The 19394-nt window shown below is 41.5% G+C and carries 10 protein-coding genes; all 10 read left to right on the top strand.

Features of this window, described 5'->3' with window-relative positions; translation table 11 throughout:
- Positions 1 to 8 precede the first annotated feature (8 nt).
- The 10 genes from ACQSGY_RS11655 (at position 9) to ACQSGY_RS11610 (ending at position 19390) form a co-directional block, all read left to right on the top strand.
- Positions 9 to 419 (top strand): hypothetical protein, encoded by a 411-nt coding sequence (locus tag ACQSGY_RS11655; RefSeq protein WP_427052004.1) that lies wholly within the window; start codon positions 9 to 11, stop codon positions 417 to 419.
- Positions 420 to 430: 11 nt separating this feature from the next.
- A complete protein-coding gene (locus ACQSGY_RS11650) occupies positions 431 to 2386 on the top strand; it encodes a hypothetical protein (RefSeq protein ID WP_427052003.1) in 1956 nt (651 codons plus the stop codon).
- A gap of 14 nt (positions 2387 to 2400) precedes the next feature.
- The gene (locus ACQSGY_RS11645) at positions 2401 to 3537 is read left to right on the top strand and encodes a hypothetical protein (RefSeq protein WP_427052002.1); all 1137 of its coding nucleotides are present in this window, start codon (positions 2401 to 2403) and stop codon (positions 3535 to 3537) included.
- 99 nt (positions 3538 to 3636) lie between these two features.
- Positions 3637 to 9342 carry a hypothetical protein gene (locus ACQSGY_RS11640; RefSeq protein WP_427052001.1) on the top strand — a complete coding sequence of 1902 codons (5706 nt, stop codon included), beginning with the start codon at positions 3637 to 3639 and terminating at the stop codon, positions 9340 to 9342.
- 45 nt (positions 9343 to 9387) lie between these two features.
- On the top strand, positions 9388 to 14013 hold the full coding sequence (locus tag ACQSGY_RS11635; RefSeq protein ID WP_427052000.1) for a hypothetical protein: 4626 nt from the start codon (positions 9388 to 9390) through the stop codon (positions 14011 to 14013).
- Positions 14014 to 14029: 16 nt separating this feature from the next.
- On the top strand, positions 14030 to 15163 hold the full coding sequence (locus ACQSGY_RS11630; RefSeq protein WP_427051999.1) for a hypothetical protein: 1134 nt from the start codon (positions 14030 to 14032) through the stop codon (positions 15161 to 15163).
- A gap of 54 nt (positions 15164 to 15217) precedes the next feature.
- The gene (locus tag ACQSGY_RS11625) at positions 15218 to 16984 is read left to right on the top strand and encodes a hypothetical protein (RefSeq protein ID WP_427051998.1); all 1767 of its coding nucleotides are present in this window, start codon (positions 15218 to 15220) and stop codon (positions 16982 to 16984) included.
- Positions 16985 to 17030: 46 nt separating this feature from the next.
- Entirely contained in the window at positions 17031 to 17339 is a 309-nt protein-coding gene (locus tag ACQSGY_RS11620; RefSeq protein WP_427051997.1) for a hypothetical protein, read from the top strand.
- A gap of 11 nt (positions 17340 to 17350) precedes the next feature.
- On the top strand, positions 17351 to 18433 hold the full coding sequence (locus ACQSGY_RS11615) for a hypothetical protein (RefSeq protein WP_110894431.1): 1083 nt from the start codon (positions 17351 to 17353) through the stop codon (positions 18431 to 18433).
- 3 nt (positions 18434 to 18436) lie between these two features.
- Positions 18437 to 19390 carry a hypothetical protein gene (locus tag ACQSGY_RS11610; RefSeq protein WP_427051996.1) on the top strand — a complete coding sequence of 318 codons (954 nt, stop codon included), beginning with the start codon at positions 18437 to 18439 and terminating at the stop codon, positions 19388 to 19390.
- The last annotated feature ends 4 nt before the right edge of the window (positions 19391 to 19394 follow it).

The raw sequence follows: 19394 nt of genomic DNA, 5'->3' as shown, positions 1-19394 counted from the left end.
GTGGTTTCATGGCATTTAATGTTTCCTATATCGCGGGTGGCGTCATCGACAAAGTGCGCGAGCTGCCGTACCCACACTTCAGCAAAAAAACAATCCCGTTCATTCGGGGACAGATGTTGGATATTCCGGCGGCGAAGATCACCAAGTCGGATACGTTTACTTTGGCGTATGATACGGAGTTCCTTAGTATTGCGTTTGCAGCAAGTCAATACTGCGTGGGGGATTATTGGGAACTGACCATCGGAAAAGAGAGAATTTGCAATACGATTTATACGAAGGAACTTCCCGAATCGGTATCGATGGGGAACAGCTTCGGTATTGTTTACCCGATCCCGGCTGGAACCACAATCAAGTTCGACTTCGTAAGCGTAGTGCCTGAAGCCAAAACGGTCTGGTACAACATCAAATTTTTGAAATAAGGAGGGTGACGATGGCACTGCAAAAACCGCTAACGAATTTTGCCGCATATCTGGACGGAGAATCGGAAGCACAAAAACTGATTAATACTTTGGCGGATGAGATTGTGAATGCAGATATCCCCAGAGCTGAAGGCGGACTTGACGCCAATCGCTGGGAGAAGGTTTATGAGTCTGATGGAGCGAAATGGGTCACCTACAGTAAAAGTTATCACAAGGGTATTGTTGGTACGTATGCTCATTCGGATGGAAAGCAATACGAAGTTTATAAAATTCCGGATTGGACAGAGGCTAAAAGTCATACGGGGGATTCAGCCCTGGATGCAGACGGTTGTCTTTGGGAAGTAAGGTCGATTTACTACGATGAGAAAATTGAAGGTAAACCTAGTCCAAACTCGTCCAATGTTGGTGTAACTTATGGAAACTATAAGACAGGAAAAAAAATTCAGGTTGTTCAATTCAGCTATCAGGATAATCTTACGAAAGAAACAGTATATGTGGATGTTCCTGGCTGTCTAGTAACAGTAGTTCCAGATAGTTCGGTTTCTGAAGGGTATCGAGCGTATCTTGTACGCCAGGTTATTGGCAATCTGGATGGAACAACAAAACCTTCTACGGAATGGAATCAATTTGAGATCGTTACAGAGATGCCTACGGATTGGGCTTATGCAATCAAGCTTACTCCAAAGGGGAAGTACCAGTATAACTTAACCAGAAGAGTAGTATCACAATCTTCATCCCCTTACTGGGATTGGGCCAGTATTGTTGATAGTTATTACGAACCTGTTAAACAAACCTACAAATTTGATGAACTCTACTACACAGCTGATGTTCTGAATTATGTAACTGCCCAAACGGTTGTCAAAGCAACACCTACGGTTCCTTCGGGCATCCAGAGTCGTGATTATTATGTCATGCTTGAGCAGCCTGCTAATGATTGGAATTATATTAATGTTTACTATGGAGAAGGTTTTGAAGGCAAAAATGCGCAAGGCAGTGAAAGTAAAACGTATGACGGGATCTGTGATCCGGATAGCATTACATTGGGGAAATCACCAACTGTCATTGACCAGCTAAAAGCGCATTATATGTATCTGACCTGGAATGATCCCATGGCACTTAAACCGTTTGTCCCACCATCCACAAAGTGGAAACTGGATTATGACGAGAAAACAGAAATTGTTAGCCCGGCTGCACGTTTTTTCCATGGTCGTAATTCTACAACATCGTGGCTTCCTAACAAAAAAAGAAGACCGGATTATTTGGTATCGTATACTCTTTCGGTGAATAACGATCGCGTTGTCCTAGTGCTTGAAGGGGATCCTTCCCCTAATATTCATAGCTATTATCGAAGTTTTGGATACATAGGTAAAATTGTGCCATTTAATGAGTTTGATCATGGCGGGAACTTTGGCGTAACCGTAGGTATGGGTGACCTTCGCACAGATATGACCGGATATACCAAAAATGATATTCTTACGGATCTTAACCCGGACGTTTATGCTCAATATGGGGAGTATACCTCTAATGGCATGGATTCCATGTCTATGTTGAAAACAAGAAGCAACGTGTTGTTCCAGCGCTATTATCCGGCATTTATCTCTCATCTGCCGAATTATCCTTCTGTAGGAAAACTTCCTTCAGGTCTGTCCAAGTTAATTGTAGATTCGGCTGGCTTCCAAAAGTCACTGTGGACTGGAAAGTATCATGCAAGTCCAATCTATCTGGTTCATCAGGCAGAAGGTTATCGGGGGTATATGGACGGTGTCGTTGCGATCTATGACCATAATCTGGTGAATCGCGATGAATTGATTGTAGATACCGAGATTCAGAAGGACCCTTCCAAACCGTCGCTGGGAACATGGACAGAAGTGTACAAATTTTTCAGCATTAAAAGCCCGCTTAATCTGTTCAAGCATTCTCCTTCACCAGATGTCATCACCATTGCATTCTTAAAAGAGATAAAATAGGAGGAAATATACAAATGACAAATTTTAAATATGTAGAAACAATTACTACTTCTCAGGACTTGTTGACTAAATTGAAGGAAGAAGTTACTGGCTTTGAAAATTATCCTTACGAATCAACTGCAGGTGAAGCTCAAGAGCAAAATCAATGGAAAGTCTTCTACGAAGAGAAGGACAGTAACAATCGCATCCAGGAATTAATTTTGCGGGGCATTATGACGATTGGAACGCAGACAACCCCAATTACAAAACATTTTTATGTAAGCTTTATTAATCATGCGCTTGTACCACGTGAGGTTGCTCCCGTACCAGCTTACGAGGAACATAGTACATTAACTGTTCAGTTGCTTGAAGATTTGGAGGGCAGTGAACCAGCAACGCTACCTGTTACTACTCGTCCAACGTTCAAATTGACAGGTCACCCTGTACTGTACCAATGGGCGCTGGAAAATTATACGCCGACAGATCGAAATAAAGAAAAGCCCGTATATATGTATGTAAATGTAATGAACAACCGATTGGCAATGGTTCTTGTGGCCGACCCGGCTGTAAACTTCCTGGATTACAAAAAATCGTTCCTGTACGTCGGTGCCCTTAAACCGTTTAAATATAATCTGAATGATGTGGATGGAAATGTGATGCTGACTGCTGGTGCGGTTATTGATGAGCCTGATATCTCTAAGATTGCGTCGACAGGCACATATTATTACGGGCAATATACTTCTGCTGGTAACAACACACTTCAGATGTTAAAAACCAAGTCGGGCATTGAGTTTCAGCAGCATTATCCTTCTTTTATTACACAGGCTCCACCGAAAGGGAAAGCTTATCAAGATCCGGAATTAGGGGATACTGGTCTCGAATTGGAACCACAGGGCTTTCAGGCATCAAAATGGACTTCGAAATATCATTTGTCTCCAATTTATGTTGTTCATCCATATGAAGGGTATCGCGGTCAATTTGATAACTGCATTGCGGTTACCAAACATAATATCCTGCATCTCGATGAGTTGATTATTGATGTTGAAGGGAAAACCTGGAATCAAGAGGTATATCGTTATTTTGACACAGATACGGCTCAAAATTTTATGAATCTATCTGCTAACCAGCGTATGGGCGTGGCAATCCTGAAGGAAGTCCGCTATACCGCCTAAGTTAAACTGAATGTAAGCTGAGTCGTATAGATTCAGCAAGAGGGAACTTTCTGAGACTCCACTCAGGGGTTCCCTTTTTTATTGGAAGGAGGCCGTGACATGAGTCAAGTAGTCAACCAATTCAATTTTACTGTCATCGATTATACGACCACTCAGTTCGGTTACTTGTTCACTGTTGGGACTACAGGTAGCAGACCTCAGGATTATCGATTTATATATATGCCCTATAGCCGTTATCCGAGTGTGCTTATGCTAGATTTTTATATGGCTCGTTCTATCTCACACGGATATAATCAGCATTTGGTGGAGGCTGTCCGGAAAGATCTCGAAGGTGAAGAACGTTTTATCGTTTTGGGCGAATCACATTCTGATAAAGCAGAGATCGTGAACCATTCATTGGAGGGATCAAACTCGGCTATCAAGCAAGGTACCGTTATGGATTTTTCGTTGGATATGGAGCGTTCTGCTTTAATTAAAGCACTGGAGATGGATAATCCATCTCAAGGTGACCGGTTTAACGAACGGAAAGACTCCATTGTCCACGATGAGATGACGGAAGGCTGGCGAGTAGATAACGATAAAGAACTGAGAATTTTTAGGAAATTAGGACTGACTCGCAACTTTGTAAACAATCTGGATAAATTGGAGCCTAGTAAGATCAGCTTCAAAGTTAGTGAATTCGGCATGATTGCTGATTATGCGATTGGCGCAGAGCATGATATCCAATCTGAACTGATAATCGAGCAATGGATAGATGCTGTCCGGCAAGCTTATCCCGATATGGAAGTAACAGAGGTTTACCATACTGTAAACAAAATAATAGGACGCCAGACGGAGAATCCATATTTACTCGAGGCAATCCAAAATCAATTCAGAGACACAGAACTAGTGCAGAGTGTTCAGTCTCAGAAGATAAGTCAACAAGAGGTAAAGCTCATATATGAGAACTTACTAGGTTTCAGGGAGCAAGAAAAAGATACATACACGCATAGCAATATAATCAACGCTAAAAGGGTGAATTCAGACAAGGAAATCGTTATTCCACCTGATGTATCCATAGCAGTGAATCGTCGCTTTCAGGAAATTAAATATCTTCACATTGATTCGACGTTGCCCTCAGCACATCGAGAATATGAGGCAGCGCAGGTTGAACTCTTGCAAACGTTAGGCTCTAGCATACGGGAAAAAACATTTCATGCGACAACCAGTCCCCATGTTTCGCAAGCTATGAGAGAAATCAACGAGAATATATTTTTTTCACATCTGAATCAAGCTAAACGTTCTATTGAGCAGGGAGCAGTACTGCATGAGAATGTGCTAGCCAAATTAAAAGATCGTCAGTACCCGACGGTTCTTCATGCCGATTTTCGGGGGAAACGGGAAGTCATGACGAACACTTATTTAAGCCATAATTTAAGAAAAAGCAGCAGGGACTACGGGCGAAATGGTTCGGTCTTTTATGCCAGTGAAACGTCTTGGCACCAAGCTAACAGAATTACAGACAATCATCCCACATTAACGCAATCAGGAATTATTGATACCTCGAGAGAGATATCAGTAATAACGGAAGTGGAACGTCATTTTTTTGGATCTGTTCGCAGTCAAACAGCCGATATGGTCAATGTGAATGGTTTAACCACAGCTCAGCGAATTTTTATGGAGCAGCTGCACGTGAATGATGAACCACTGGAAGCTAAACGTATTTTTGTAGTTCACAGTTTAATTGATGATCAAGTGGAACAGGCCTACCGTGAGCATATAGAGTATGGATTTGTATTTAGAAACTTGCACGAAAGTAAACGTGTATATAAAAGGGAAGCAGATGTAAGAAGAGATGCTGAAATAGGAAACCGTTTGGTTTCGAAGGCTCTGGAGTTACTTCGCGATAGCGCTAAAGGCGAAAGAAAAAGTGAGTTTGACACTTATGTTAATGAAAAATTTTATATTGGACAGACAGGCGGCAGGGAGCTTTATCTTCCTGAATCCGAGGAAAAGGCAGAGCGAAAAAAATCATTTGAGAGTCAGTTGCTTGAAGTCACAGAAGCTGAACGTAAATCTTTGCAAGAACTGTGGCTGCCTGAGGCTGTGGCAGTTACGGGCAACAAAGAACAAACCAGACATACCTTGATCCAAATATTAAACAGTTATAATAAAAATAATCAACAAAAGAATATGTTTCTTACTGATCAACCGGTTAAATTTAGTCGAACTACTATGAAAATGAATAGGGAATCCGTCCTTCAATCCATACGTGGGCAGGCACGTACGGCAATAATTAGAGACGAGCTTCTCGATAAGTTCATTGGAGGAGGTTGGCTGGGGAATAAAACGTATCCGGGATATCTTGATGAAGAGCTCATTGTAGGAGAGATTATGAACAATACTCCAGCGGTATTGCTGGAAATGCTATTAGAGGCTGTTCATGATCCACATCATGCTCTGTATGTTAATGAGCAATACCTGGCAGATATTCAGCAGCGTATCGATGCGCTGATAGAGTGTGGCTTTCTAATTGCTAACAAAAGTGATCATCAGTCAGAACTACTTTCCTTTAATTTGGAGGGCATGAAAAATACGTATCAAAGCCATATAGATACTGTAACCTCTGAGGCATCCCAAAAAATGTCTGATTCGTCCCATGAGAGTAGTAGCGCCTATGCAGAAGTAGAGAAGTATCGAGCTACCAAGGAGACAGATCATTTCGAAGGAACTAAAGTAAAAGAAAATCTGGACGGTGAAATTACTGAGGTCACGTATGGAGCAGATTACAATACACGACCGATTACCATTGAGACAGATGATCCGCTTGGATATTTGATTCCGGGTGTGGGCCAGTTCCCGGATGACCCTGCGTATGAGACAGGTCATGTTCAGAGGAAAGGTTTACCTGAGCCTGAATTAATTGCGGGTCAGCGATTCGATCATAATGGAGAACGACTTAGTGAAGAAATCGCAGGGAATGTTCGAAGCCGTAATAGTGATCGTATGATTGAGTTGAACATGGGTAAAGTGGATCGTGATCGATCTGGGATTGTACTTGAAGCACACAATCCAGGTCGTTTGGAATTGCGACAGATGATGCTCCATGAAGATTCTCTAACAGGAGAATCCAACCTTTCTGAAGCATATTTGCAGAATACGGACTGGCTGGGTTCGAATCAGGACCGAGAAACTGTAATTTATCGGGAATACGCTACAGGTGCAGCAAACATTAGACAGTTGTACCTTAACGATGTCTATACAGCAGGTACACTTCAACATGAGCAAGGTATTATGATTTTAGAACAACCGTTAGGTACGGAGATATGGAGATCGTCAGTTCTCGATTATGATTACTCTATAGGTAACTCTATTTCAAGAGAAGGCATCTCTGATGTGGAATATTTCCTAAGTTTTAATGAATCAAAAGATGCCTTATTTGATATTACATTTGAAACGGGAGAACGACAAGTACTGCAATCTGATATGGGTATCTCGTTATTCGAAACAGTGAAGCATAGCGAGGTAGGTTTGTTACAAGATGAGTTTAGTGCTGGGGCATTATTTCTGCAACATGCAAATATGATGGAGATGTTAGTAGCGCTGCCAAGCTCATATGATGGGGAAATGAACAGTCAGTTCATCGCGAAGAACATGGAGTTATCGTCTGATCTGTCTGAAGAGCTTCTTTTCATAAAAGTAAGCAAAGAGGCTTGGATACACGAAATGGAGACGGAGGTTGTGAAGCTTCGCCTTGGTCAGATGCATGAAGAATACGGGTTAGCAGATCATGAAATTAGAGAAACTCATTTCGTTGAACCCATTGAAAATGCAATGAAAAATAACAAGGAAGTAGAGTTGGAAGAATCGTTACTTACAGGGTCTAAAGAAACAAGAACAGCATTCAATGAAGAGACGACAGAGAGTGATAAGGAGAAAACGGTTCAACTCGAGGAACAACTTCTTGCTGACAAACCTCAATACGGTAATCTTGATCTAATTCTGCCCCTCGGTGGAACTAACCTGAAATATGGTGACATTCCAGTTGAATCTATTGGTGGTACTGGACTTCATTACGGAGATATACCCATCGAACTTGTCGGTGGTACTAACCTGAAATACGGAAAAACGCAGGAAGTTTTATTTTCGGAAAAGCCCCAAGAGGGTAAAGTGGAAGAAATCTGGTTCGCTGACAAACCGCAATATGGTTATTGGGAAGAAAATCTTGCTGGCTTAAAAAATAATAAAGGTTCCGTTATAACTGAAATACTGGATCTGAGCAAAGAGCTCAAGTCGATGGATCTCATGGATAAACTTTACGCAAGTAAAAGTGTGAGAAGTGCTCATACCCACGAGATGACCAGCGGCTCTATGAAGCTCCTTGAAGGAGAAAGTATTAACATTATTTTAGATAGCTATAAGGAAAGTAAGGGCTCAAGAGTGAGTACGGATCTTGTTGGATTCCAGTACAAACAATTCGACGTGATACATATTGTGACTGGCGATAATGAGAAGCGTGAAGCTCATCTTGATCGCAACTTGGTTACGGGTTCAAGAATGAGTTATTATGCGGATAATCATCAACTGCACGAGGGAGTGGCTGCACCTAGAAAAGTGACCTTAGAACTGGAACAGATCATTGCAGGGAAAATGGATCGTTATGCATATTCACATAAGCTCTTCAACGGAGAGGGAGTAGAGCGCAGAAGTCAAGGATACGATGGATTATTTGCAATGAGAAGTGAAAGGTTATCCGACTCTTCTGATGAAGTAACAAGTTACGCCGATAATGCTCCATACCAAAGTTATATTGTTAAAGATGGAGAGACATTTGGCAGTAAATTGTCAGATTCGGGTAGACTTCATGAAATGACGAGTGAAGCGATAACCGAAGAACGCGTGTCTAGTATCGAACAAGAAACGCGTTTCGGTCTAGCTAATGCAAGACTATCCGAGATTGAAGAGCCAGAATCATTGGTGGCTTCATTCGAAGAACGGTGCGCCCAGATTATTACCGGTTTCATTTTTGCCGAGAGGCCAGAAAAAAGATCAGAATATCTGCAGGAGCTGTACGCATTTCTTCCGGAAAGAACAGCGCATCTCATGGAATATTATCATCTTGCAAAAACGGAGCCGAATGATAGCTTTAAGGTGACAGAACATTTATTTGCTCATCAGGAATCAGAGGATGCATATCTCCCTATAATGGATACGATGGCACAAGGACTCATGTTTGATTATTCGGATGATCTGCTTGAGCGAGGAATGAATCCTGAGGATTGGGAAGGGGGCATGGGTGTACCTGAAGAGTATGATCCACATGATCCCTTTAATGTATACTATCCATACTCCAGAGATATGGATGCCTTGGAACTATCTCAAACCGATGAGTGGAAATCATTTGGCAAAGGAATATGGGATCGAGATGAACTTCTCGGGAAATTTTACTCTAAGAATGAGACAGCGGAAATGAGTGGATGGTATCGCAACAATTTTCTGGCTGACACTTATAAATTCTCAGTCAATTTCAAAGTAGATTCCGATGCAGATGACAAGGGTGCTGGTATCTTATTCAAATATCTTGATGATCAGAACTACTGGATGTTTATGATACATGGAGGAGATCGCGAGAATAACTTGGATATGAGGTCGCCCATGCAATTATATCAAGTTGTTGCAGGGAATGTGCGGCCTGTAGGATCTCCGATGCAGCCCTTTAAATGGGAAAAAGGGAAGTGGTATATGTTATCGGTATCAGTAATGGAGAACCGGCTGCAAATTTATACGGATTCAAAATTACAATATGATTTAACGGGCACCGATTAACTCGGTGCTCCTTTTTTCGTATAGCGTAATTGGGAGGTGATTGGAGTGGGACATACATTTGGTTTGTTCTCCAAATCACAAAAAGGTGTACTATTTGCTAATATGCGAGCAAAGGTTGCGGATAAGAGTCCGGGTAATCCTAATCATCCTGCTCATCTGCCACAGAGTCCCAATGCACCCAGAAGTGAAACGGATCGATATGGAGAAGAAAATAATCCCATTTTAGGAGACCCAGGCTACGGCCAGATTGGGCGTTGGCAGACGGTTCAGCTGGATGCACTGGAGAACAGCATTGATCAGATGATTGAGCAGTATTTAAAGGATAAAACATGGTATGCAAGTGTACGATGTCGTGAGGCGTTATGGAATATGTATCGGCGAATCGAGTGGTGGGTAGAACAGCAGCATCCGCCCGATAAAACACAGTATCAGCGTGTGTTGCAGATGATTAAAGACTGTATTCACAAGATTTTGGAAAATGCCCAGAAGCCGGGTGGCAGCCATCATGGGGTTTCATTACCAGTCTGCCCTGCGCCGTATTATCATCATTTTAGCGGTAATTATTTCAATCATTTTGATGCCAAAGTGTACGAAATTCCTTTGTTCTCCATGAAAAAGGATGTTCCATTTTCAAATAAATTTCCGGATTTCTTCAGATATGTTTCATCGACCGAGGATCAGGAATGGGTCACTGTGCACTCTGTAGGCAAAAATGAACAGTCTGGATCAGAAATGATATTGAAGCTTAATCTGGGCCTGCTGCAGATTGGCAATTCATCGAAGATCACATTTAACTGGCGTGTAAAACGGTATGGTCAGATTCGGTTTAAATACATGGTCAGTGCTAAACGTGGTAATGGCATGTTGTTCTATATTAACGGCCAACAGGTAGGCGGCGAATGGAGCGAAAATACGAGCTGGCAGGAAGCAGCGTTCACATTACAGCCGGGGCAAATGTACAAATTCGACTGGTTAATTCGCAAAATGCGGCCTGAAGTGTGGCAGAACAATGGGATTTATATTAAGGATATTGAAGTGGTTGAAATTGTGGATACACGTAAGCCGCCTGCTCCTTTGGATCGTGATCTGGATGGCGAGCAGTGGGACAGTGATTGGGTTGTAAAATCATCACAAAGTATTGCACAAGCCCACTTTCAAGCTCAGTTCATTACAGATGAAGAGCGAAGTAAGACGATGAAAATGAATTTGGATAATGAATGTGATGCTACAGTTTCTTTTGCTTACTACATGGGAATAGACAAAGAATCTTATCCAATTAAAGATTATGATTTGTTCTTTGATGATATTTTTAAATCCAGAACTCAACATGGAGAAAGCAGTCATAATAGTCAGGCTCAGTCTGTTCACGGTGTAGAGTGGAATCTCAATGAGGAATATTCCGAAACAACTACCAATCAAGCCAAAATTGAATATGAAATTGTAGCGGGCCCTGATACCACTGTGGATCTAAAAGGAGTAGTTGAAGTTGTATGTCCATCGTACGAGATTGATCATTGGAAAGAATCTCTCCATGGCCGGGGCCTTGGGAATTATCAATGGCAGATGTCAGGCAGTCCATCATGGGTAAAATCAGGGAATGTATTAAGGCTGGATGAACCTCTAGAAGGGGATATGATTGCTCAAACTGAAGTGAACTTGCAAGATGAGGGTTGGTTTTTGTTTAGTTATTCTCATCAATTACGAGCTACGGAATCGTTCGAGGTGACTGTAAATGGCATGCTTGAATACTATTCAACGATGCATAGCCAGGGGGAGCAGATACGAATTCCTTTAGAGGAAGGTTTAAATATCATCCAATTTTATATTCGAGATTATTACACTGAACAGCCTTTTATTGATAATTTGGAAAAACTATTTACCTATGGAAACAATACAGGAAATACATATCGTTCCACAACAAGGTTAGGTTCGTACGTTGATGTGACACGCGGATGGGATGTAACAGATGCAGGTGCTAGAACTGAAAGAAATGGGGATACGATTCGATATAATGCAGAATTAAATCCCGGTGCTAAATTTAGCATTCAAGAACATATGCGTATCTACCCAGCGATGGATTCATCGTACAATCCGGTCACAGGAGTCACAAGAGATTTTAAGGTTTTTGAAGAATTGTTTAATGATGAAGGGCAATATCATGAATCATTAAGATTCTCTGGAAATTGGGTTTGGAAAAAAATTGTGAACGGTGATGGAGTCATGTGGGCACAGGGACATGATCAGGATTTTATATGTGATTTCGAAGCTCACTTGGTCAATTCGGGTTACATCTGTTGGCAATATGGAGGGCAATTTGATCCAGGGGAAAAACTTGAACTTCAAATCGATGGTATCTCGGTTTGGACTGGAAGCCAGTCAAATGACTTGGAAGGGACCAATTGTATGTATCCTCTCCCACCAGGTAACCATCAATTTCGCTGGAGATACCGGGATGGTAAAAAATATACGCCAGATAACGAAGAGGGTGGTTCTGGAAACGGTTCGGGAACTTCCAGTGGAACAGGTACGGGAAGTGATCAGCAAGGTGGGGCAACGACAGATCCATACAGAGTGAAGTGTTATACCTGGGGGTCAAAAACAGATAACATCCAATACGCACAAAAATTATATGGTGGACATTCGCCACGAGCTGCTAAGTTTGATGCAACCAATAAAGGTGATTTTATTTCTTCGGACGAAGTGGGTACTACAAAGCAAAGCTCGACAATTGTTCGTACATTTACAGCCCCTAAAATTGGAGATTTACATTATTCTGAGTTGTTGACAGTCTATCCAGTGACCAAAAAGAGGGTGCTTGTAAAGAGGACGCTAAATAATAAAAGTGCTCAATATATAGGCGCTGAGACTATTTCCAAATCAAATGGTACATTAGACTATTATTCTTTGGATGTTTCTGGAAACAACCCTCAAAGTCCTGAATATAGTTTGTTTGGCTCAGATACCAAAAAGATAATTTTTGATTTCTATTGTGTTGAATCATTCGATATTGATCTTAAATACTTATGTCATTTGACTGAAGGTACACTTGCTGGAAGATTTAGAATAGCATATCACCCTAAAAATAATACTGATAAAGCAGTAACATTTCTTGATCGGACCATAAATGTTGGAGACAACGAAGGGTATAACAGCAAGCAACTTGGTACAACACATTGGACTAAAGCAGAAAAGTATTCTAAAACAATAACAGTAGATAAACCAGGGCAATACACATTGATTATAGGTCTTACTGATACTATTAATGGATATGAACGGGGGAAAAAAAGTAATTACTATTATGCAGCCGTCAAAGGCCTTACGGTAAAGACGGATGATCCGGATGGTGTCAATCAAAATAAGCTTCTTAACCCAGTTTCTTCTGATCAAACGACTTATGTGAATGTGCAGTGGTATGATTTAACAGCAAACAGAAAGTTCGATCCCATACAAATAAAAGTTAAAAATGGTCAAAAAGTTAGCGAATATATTAGCAGTCCTTCTTCATTAATCCCGGAGCACAAATATAAAGTAGTGTACACACTCCATAAAGATAAAACCTCAACAAGCGCGACTGGTCTTGGTGCAGGTGGTTTTACATTGAGTGAGGGGAGTTTTTACGAGAGCTGGCCTAATTACTGTACTGATGCTAATGGAAACATGTTCCCGGAAGGCAATTCCCCTCACCCGGGGCCAGAGCCTTGGACGCCACCAGACACAACAGCACCAGATGGTGGAAGTCATGCTTGGCTCGACGTTATTCGATTATATAAGAATACAAACAGGGCATGTTCAGGAACGAAGATAGTTATTGATACCTATGAAGAAGGGCGATTGCTACACTCTCGAGATGTGACGAATCAAGAGGACCAGATGATTACAATCGAAGTGGAAAATACCTCAGATGAGAAGCGAAAGTATGAAGTTCAAGTTCGCTTTGTACAAGGATGCCCGGGAGATGGTGCCATGATCTGGGGAGGAAAACTACATATTGAGGACATCATCAAAATTGCACCTTCTTGGGCTGAAGTAACTCACTTTGAGGTCTGGAATAACAAACCGATCTGGATGGGGGGCTGCGATAATAGCAATATGCATGTGAAAATCATCCGAGAAGATGGAAAAGTGTTTTTAGATGAAAAGTATTATGGCCATGGTTTTCGTGGTTTTGAAATAAACGATCTATCACCCAAACCGTATAGTAAATATAAAGTAGAGATCACTACGGATCAGCAAGGAAAGATTAGCGAAGTGACTGGCAAGCCATATCTGACAACCTTCCGGCTGCAGGACTTCAAAGCGTATGAACGGTGGGTATGGGTTCCTGTGCCTTTTGATTGTCAGCTTGATTTCTTCATAGACAATACCTTAATCCAAACCTTCACCAAAGAGGGTGGTTACTATACATTTTCACATCCGGTACCCAAAGGAAAACATGAGTTCAAATGGGTGTTTACTTCCATGCAGGAAGCAGGGACGCGGAGTTACGAATATGCGAATCTGGACTGGATGGAGCTGACCAACTGGATATGTGATGACGTATACATTATTCCCTATTGTGAAGGTGGCGGTGGAGATCAGTGCGTAGAAGCGTTGATTAAGTGTTTACTCGAAGTGTGGAAATCAAGACCTAAAATGTGTGTAATCGGCAAGCGGATATGGCTGTTTACGTAATGAGAGGAGGATAAGCATGGGAGTCGCGAGACTAAAGGAATCTGGAAAAATATACGAAGATTCTTTTACAAGTCATAGTCTGGATGCGAACTGGGAAGTGTTACCTGGCGATGACAGTCGATACGAAACGGGGCAGGGTCATCTAACACTTAAACATGGTAGTGATCCGATATATATGTTTTACAAGCCATTGACTGTATTAAAACAATTTGTAATGGATGTCAAAAACAATTATAACCCCGAAACGGAAGGCTGCTACGGTGGTGTTGTTGTTTTCATCGATGAGCATAATTTCATGGAGATTGAAGAATTTTTGGATACATCTCTACCAACACCGCTCTTGAAGAGCTATCCCTGGATTCGCTTAATGCGAGAGTATAACTATTATTCTGCATACTGGTCAGATGATGGTCTAGTATGGCATATCATAGGTTCTGTCGAGCTAGCAGGTGCTCCCAAGATTGGTCTTTACTTAAAAGGTGAAGGTGACCATCCCATGATTGTGGAACAGGTTCGAATTAATAGAAGCACATCGGTGTATTTGGATAATTTGACCAGTGGTACCCAAGTGGAGTTACTTGATTCGAATGGTATTGTATTGGAAAGCAGAGTATGTCGATCCAGTGCGACGGAAGTACAGTTTAATATGGATACTTATCCTTATCCCTTTGATGGCAGTTTCAGAGTTAAACTCGTCGACGGAAATCAATATCTGGCACAGGGTTCCATGAAGCTTTACAAGGGTGATCTAATGTTATTTGAGGTTACACCAGACATGTATTATAAGGAAATTAACGCGGAAACGGGTGAAGAATTTGATGTGCTTCTGTATCCCAACACCGATCGTTTTCTTGGTTATTTAACAACAGGGGGTTCCAGAGTACAGGAAGTGCGGATGTATGCGAGAAACCCGATGGCCTCTGGAGAGTTTAGAGACGTAACGTTTAAGCTTACGAATGGGATGGACAAGGTACAGATTGCACCCGATGTCGATGGAATGCCTGGAGCATTCAGCTATTCTGTAACTGCGTTTAAGATTTTACCGGGAGAGTTATATTCGTTTTGGTTGCGGATGGAACGTGAAGAATCCCAGGACAGATATACTTCCCAGGTTAAATTTTCCCTTCAGATGTACTCAACATATGTTTAATTTTCATTATTGAATAACGTATAGATACAATAAGGCAAGAATGGAGGTGGTCAAATGTCAGTAAGGATTAACCAGTCTCGTACATCATCTGCGAAGAGCCATAAGGAGTTAGTGGATATTGGGATTCGAACTCATGATGAGATTGACTCTTATCTTGCAGAATTAGATAAAGCCAGAGGCTCAGCAGTAGATATTGGCGAGCGAATTAGTGTTATAGAAAAATCTGCGAATGAGAACCAGTTGATGATAACGAATCATGATCAGCGTTTGCATGATGTTGAAATCCAGGTTAAATCCCATGCTACAAGGCTGGAGGATGCTCAACAGGATGTTCTCATGGCAAGATCAGATATTAACATACTTGCCCAGTATCACAAGGATCAGGAGAAGAGATTAACTCTGGTTGAAACAGAGATAGATGAGGCCCGGGGAGTAGAGGCTTCTCTCCATGATCGTTTAGATACCTTGGAGAATTCAGTTGAATTATCTGGCAAGCAATCTATTCAGGATCTGAGTGTATCTCATCCGGTTTATCTTAGTAGCAGCAATAGTGTACAGGTAACCATTCATGCAGGGCGAGCCAGTATTAACAAAATTATTGTAGATCAGTTCTCGCAAACTTATATAATCTCCGATATTTCAGAGAACACAACGTATTATATTTTTTTGCATGAAAATGGAACATTCTCGCATAGCACAGATCAGAAGGAACCTCTGGATGCGATTATTATCGGCGGGCTTGATATTGGTCTTTCGCCTACAACCTCTCTTACTACTCTTGATTTCAGGTACTTTTTAACCAAAGGTTCGGTCGAGCAGGATATTTCTGAGCTTGGAGGGCGAGTGTCAGAACTTGAAACGACTGTTGCTGATCAGGTTTCCGATGTGGCTAAACATGAAACTGAAATTAACGAAATGAAACCAAAGCTGGAGAAGTTTTCGGAAGAGGTCAATCAATCACGCCAAGATAAAAACGGAGTCGTTTATGATGCTCTGAAGGATCGGCTGGATAACATGCAAAGTCGTCTTGAACTCGCTGAGAGTCGCGGAACGATAGAACATCAATCTGTTTTCCATTACACTTCTTCTCCTAACAGCAGGTTGTCGATGGTTAGAGATTTTCAGATTCCCCGATATGTGATCGGTGCGAATTCAACCGAAGTTTTTCTGGATGGTATCCGTATGGATGTGGGAGACGACTACATTGAGTACAGTGATACAGTGATTCGATTTACTTTCGATGTGCCTAAGGAAGCAAGGGTCACTGTCATTAGCAGAGGTTCTATTATTAATACGACATCGACAACAGACTACACTTATTATCCGGACGGAAAGGTACACCTGGAGCAGATTCATGGAGGGATCAATCGAAAAATTGAGCACTTTTATACTCCAGAGGGTCTCCTTGAAAAGCAAGAAATTACTGAAAGTAGCGGGCAGGTTAAAACGATTGAATATCAACGGGATGTTGCCGGAAAAGTACTTCGTGAAGTTAACAATGGTGCTGATTATTATGTACTTCAAGGAGGCGCAACGTTTGATGATACCGATCTGCGGCGAAGACTAACTTTTTTGGAAGGCACAGGGCTAGAGTTGGATGTTGTGTATCGTTATTTTCCGAATGGGGATGTCGAGTCGGAGGAAATATTCACTGCCGAAGAAACACCGCAGCTGTTGAAAAAAAACCTTTTTACTTATAATGCCGACGGCACAGTGAAAACTGAGACGGTGATCTATGACGGTCAGGGTGTCCAGAAAATTTTTGAGTATGACGGCAGCGGTAATATTAAACATGTAAAAATCAGAAAGGTTGTGATCTAATATGACGAGAACAGTGCAGGATGTAAAATTTGCACTTCATGCCATTATGGATAAGTTAGTGGGTAATCATGAAGAGCCATTTAGCACGGAAGAGATCGAGACTCTGATTTTTGCTTTTGAAAGCCATATTCTTTTTGATAGTGTTGCGCATAAGTTTTTGCCTTCATTAAAAGGATTACATGAGATTCAGGAAATCGCAGAGACTGATCAAGCAGTTGATACATTCTTAGGCAACGAGGAAAAAAAAGAGATAAATCATGAATTAGTTGAGAGAAGTGAGATGACCAAAGCTATTCTACTCTCGGCAATCAAGGAACATATTTTAAATGATATGAGAATGAGATTTGGTGCATAGGGGGACTGGGTATGGCTGAAAATATACTTTTGGGCGCTTTGCGTCGTTACGAGTTTTACTCCTATTGTTCGACGTTTATCAAGACATTCTATGATACAGTAACACAGGATTTGTATGGAGATATCCATTGGGAATGGACTTATAGTACAACTAATACATATGCTCAGCCCAAATCTTGGAATACTGGATTGAACAGCATAGCTAATCAAGGAACTATCACCGCGAAAAACTTAAGAGATTCTAATTTGTTTTTCACAATTTCTATGAATTCATCTAGTTATACTTATGCATCTGATAATAGTCGGGGAGCATATTCAAAAAATTATGTTTTAAGAACAGGGCTAAAAAATAATGGAGTAACAATAATACCTGATTTGTACAAGGAACTTGGTGCAATATCTGAAGTCCCATTTCACACTATGGACTATAATTCTGTTTATTCTGGAGACTATCAACGCGTACATACAGCAGTAAATGTCTATTGGAAATGGAATTTGTTTATCTCCGAGAATTATATCTTTATCTACGGTGAACCTCAGACCAACCTGAATGTGGCCTATCCCTTCCGAATGTATTTAGGAAAGATTAAGGCATTTGAAGAAGAAGATCCGTTGATTGCAGATGATAGTGTAGGGATTTTTTCACACTTTCCCCATGGCATGATTGACAATGATGATGAGTTAAAGTTCCGGACAGGACGAGGATACATGCGTTCGTCTCGAAATGGGACACCTAATGCGTTATATCATTTTGCCACAAGTTCGCAGGTTCCTTCACCAGGTGTGGGTGGCCGATTCTTTATCTCACCATTTTACGTATGGCATGAGACAGAGGGGGCAAGAGGGGAATTTCACGGTATACGAACTGCAGTTCTCCGTGATGCCAGCAAATATCCCGATGGGTCGATATTAGATCTGGGAGATGAAAGATATTATATTTTTCATGCATTGAATCAAGCACATCCTGCTGCTAATCAGCAATTCTATGCAACGAATGGTACGGCATACGCTGGCCAACCTTACTTCTTTGATTCTCCCCTTCTTCTCGGTGGTGGGCAAAGAGTGCTGCTATTCGAAATAGAGAAGGAGGTGTGATCGATGACGATGATCAGAAGATACGAGTTTACTTGCACCTTGAGCGTTTTTGCGACGACACTAGCCAGCACACTTAAAAATGCACTGGATCCGTATTGGGAAACTTTATATACAGCCGAAACGACTTATGCGAATTGGGGAAACGTTCTATTAACGAATACGAAAAGTTCGTATATGCGGTTTACGATGTGTGTAGTGGCTCACGCCAGAGGTGTGAATATTCGTTGGGGACTGAAAAATCAAGGGGGCAGTGTTGCTTTGCCTGATCTATTTATAAATCCTCCTGCGGATATCGATAAATTTTTATTGGAAACGCCCTTCATGTGCCACAATGGTCAGTACAACGTGAATTACAAGTGGTCCGTCATTACAAATGAGGATATGGTGTTCATTCATGGGGAGAGCTTGAATTATCCTGAAAGAGCGTATCCCGTTCGGATTTTCCTGGGCAAATGCGAAGCGATAGAAAAGGAGGATCCGGCTATTGCGAGTAAATTTTACGGTGTATTCCCACATATGCCTTTTGCCTATTCAGATAACAACGCTGCCGATCAATATGATACACCAAGAGGTGTAGTGATGGCCTCGCGGAATGGTACAGAATACACACTTTACAATTTTGGCACAGAATCTATTCCTTCTCCAGGTGTTGGTTCCAGGTATTATGTCACGCCGTTTATGGTCTATCATCCATTAGAGGGTGCAAGAGGAGAACTCAAAGGCATACGTTCTATTGTATTTAAAAACAGTGTGCAGCACCCGGACGGATCTATTCTCGATTTGGGACAAGACGGGAAATATTATGTATTCCATGTTATGGATCAGGACTACCCCAATGCAGATACCGGTCGATATTATTACAATACGAACCAGGTACCGGTCTATGGGAGACCTAAGTTTTTCCATGGCGCCAAGCTGCTTGGTGGAGGACAGAGAGCATTGCTTTTTCAAATATAGGAGG

The organism is Paenibacillus sp. TC-CSREp1, from assembly GCF_050171015.1.
GTDB lineage: Bacteria > Bacillota > Bacilli > Paenibacillales > Paenibacillaceae > Paenibacillus > Paenibacillus silvae.
The sequence above is the reverse complement of the archived record's forward strand: the minus strand, read 5'-3'. Positions and strand labels throughout refer to the sequence as shown.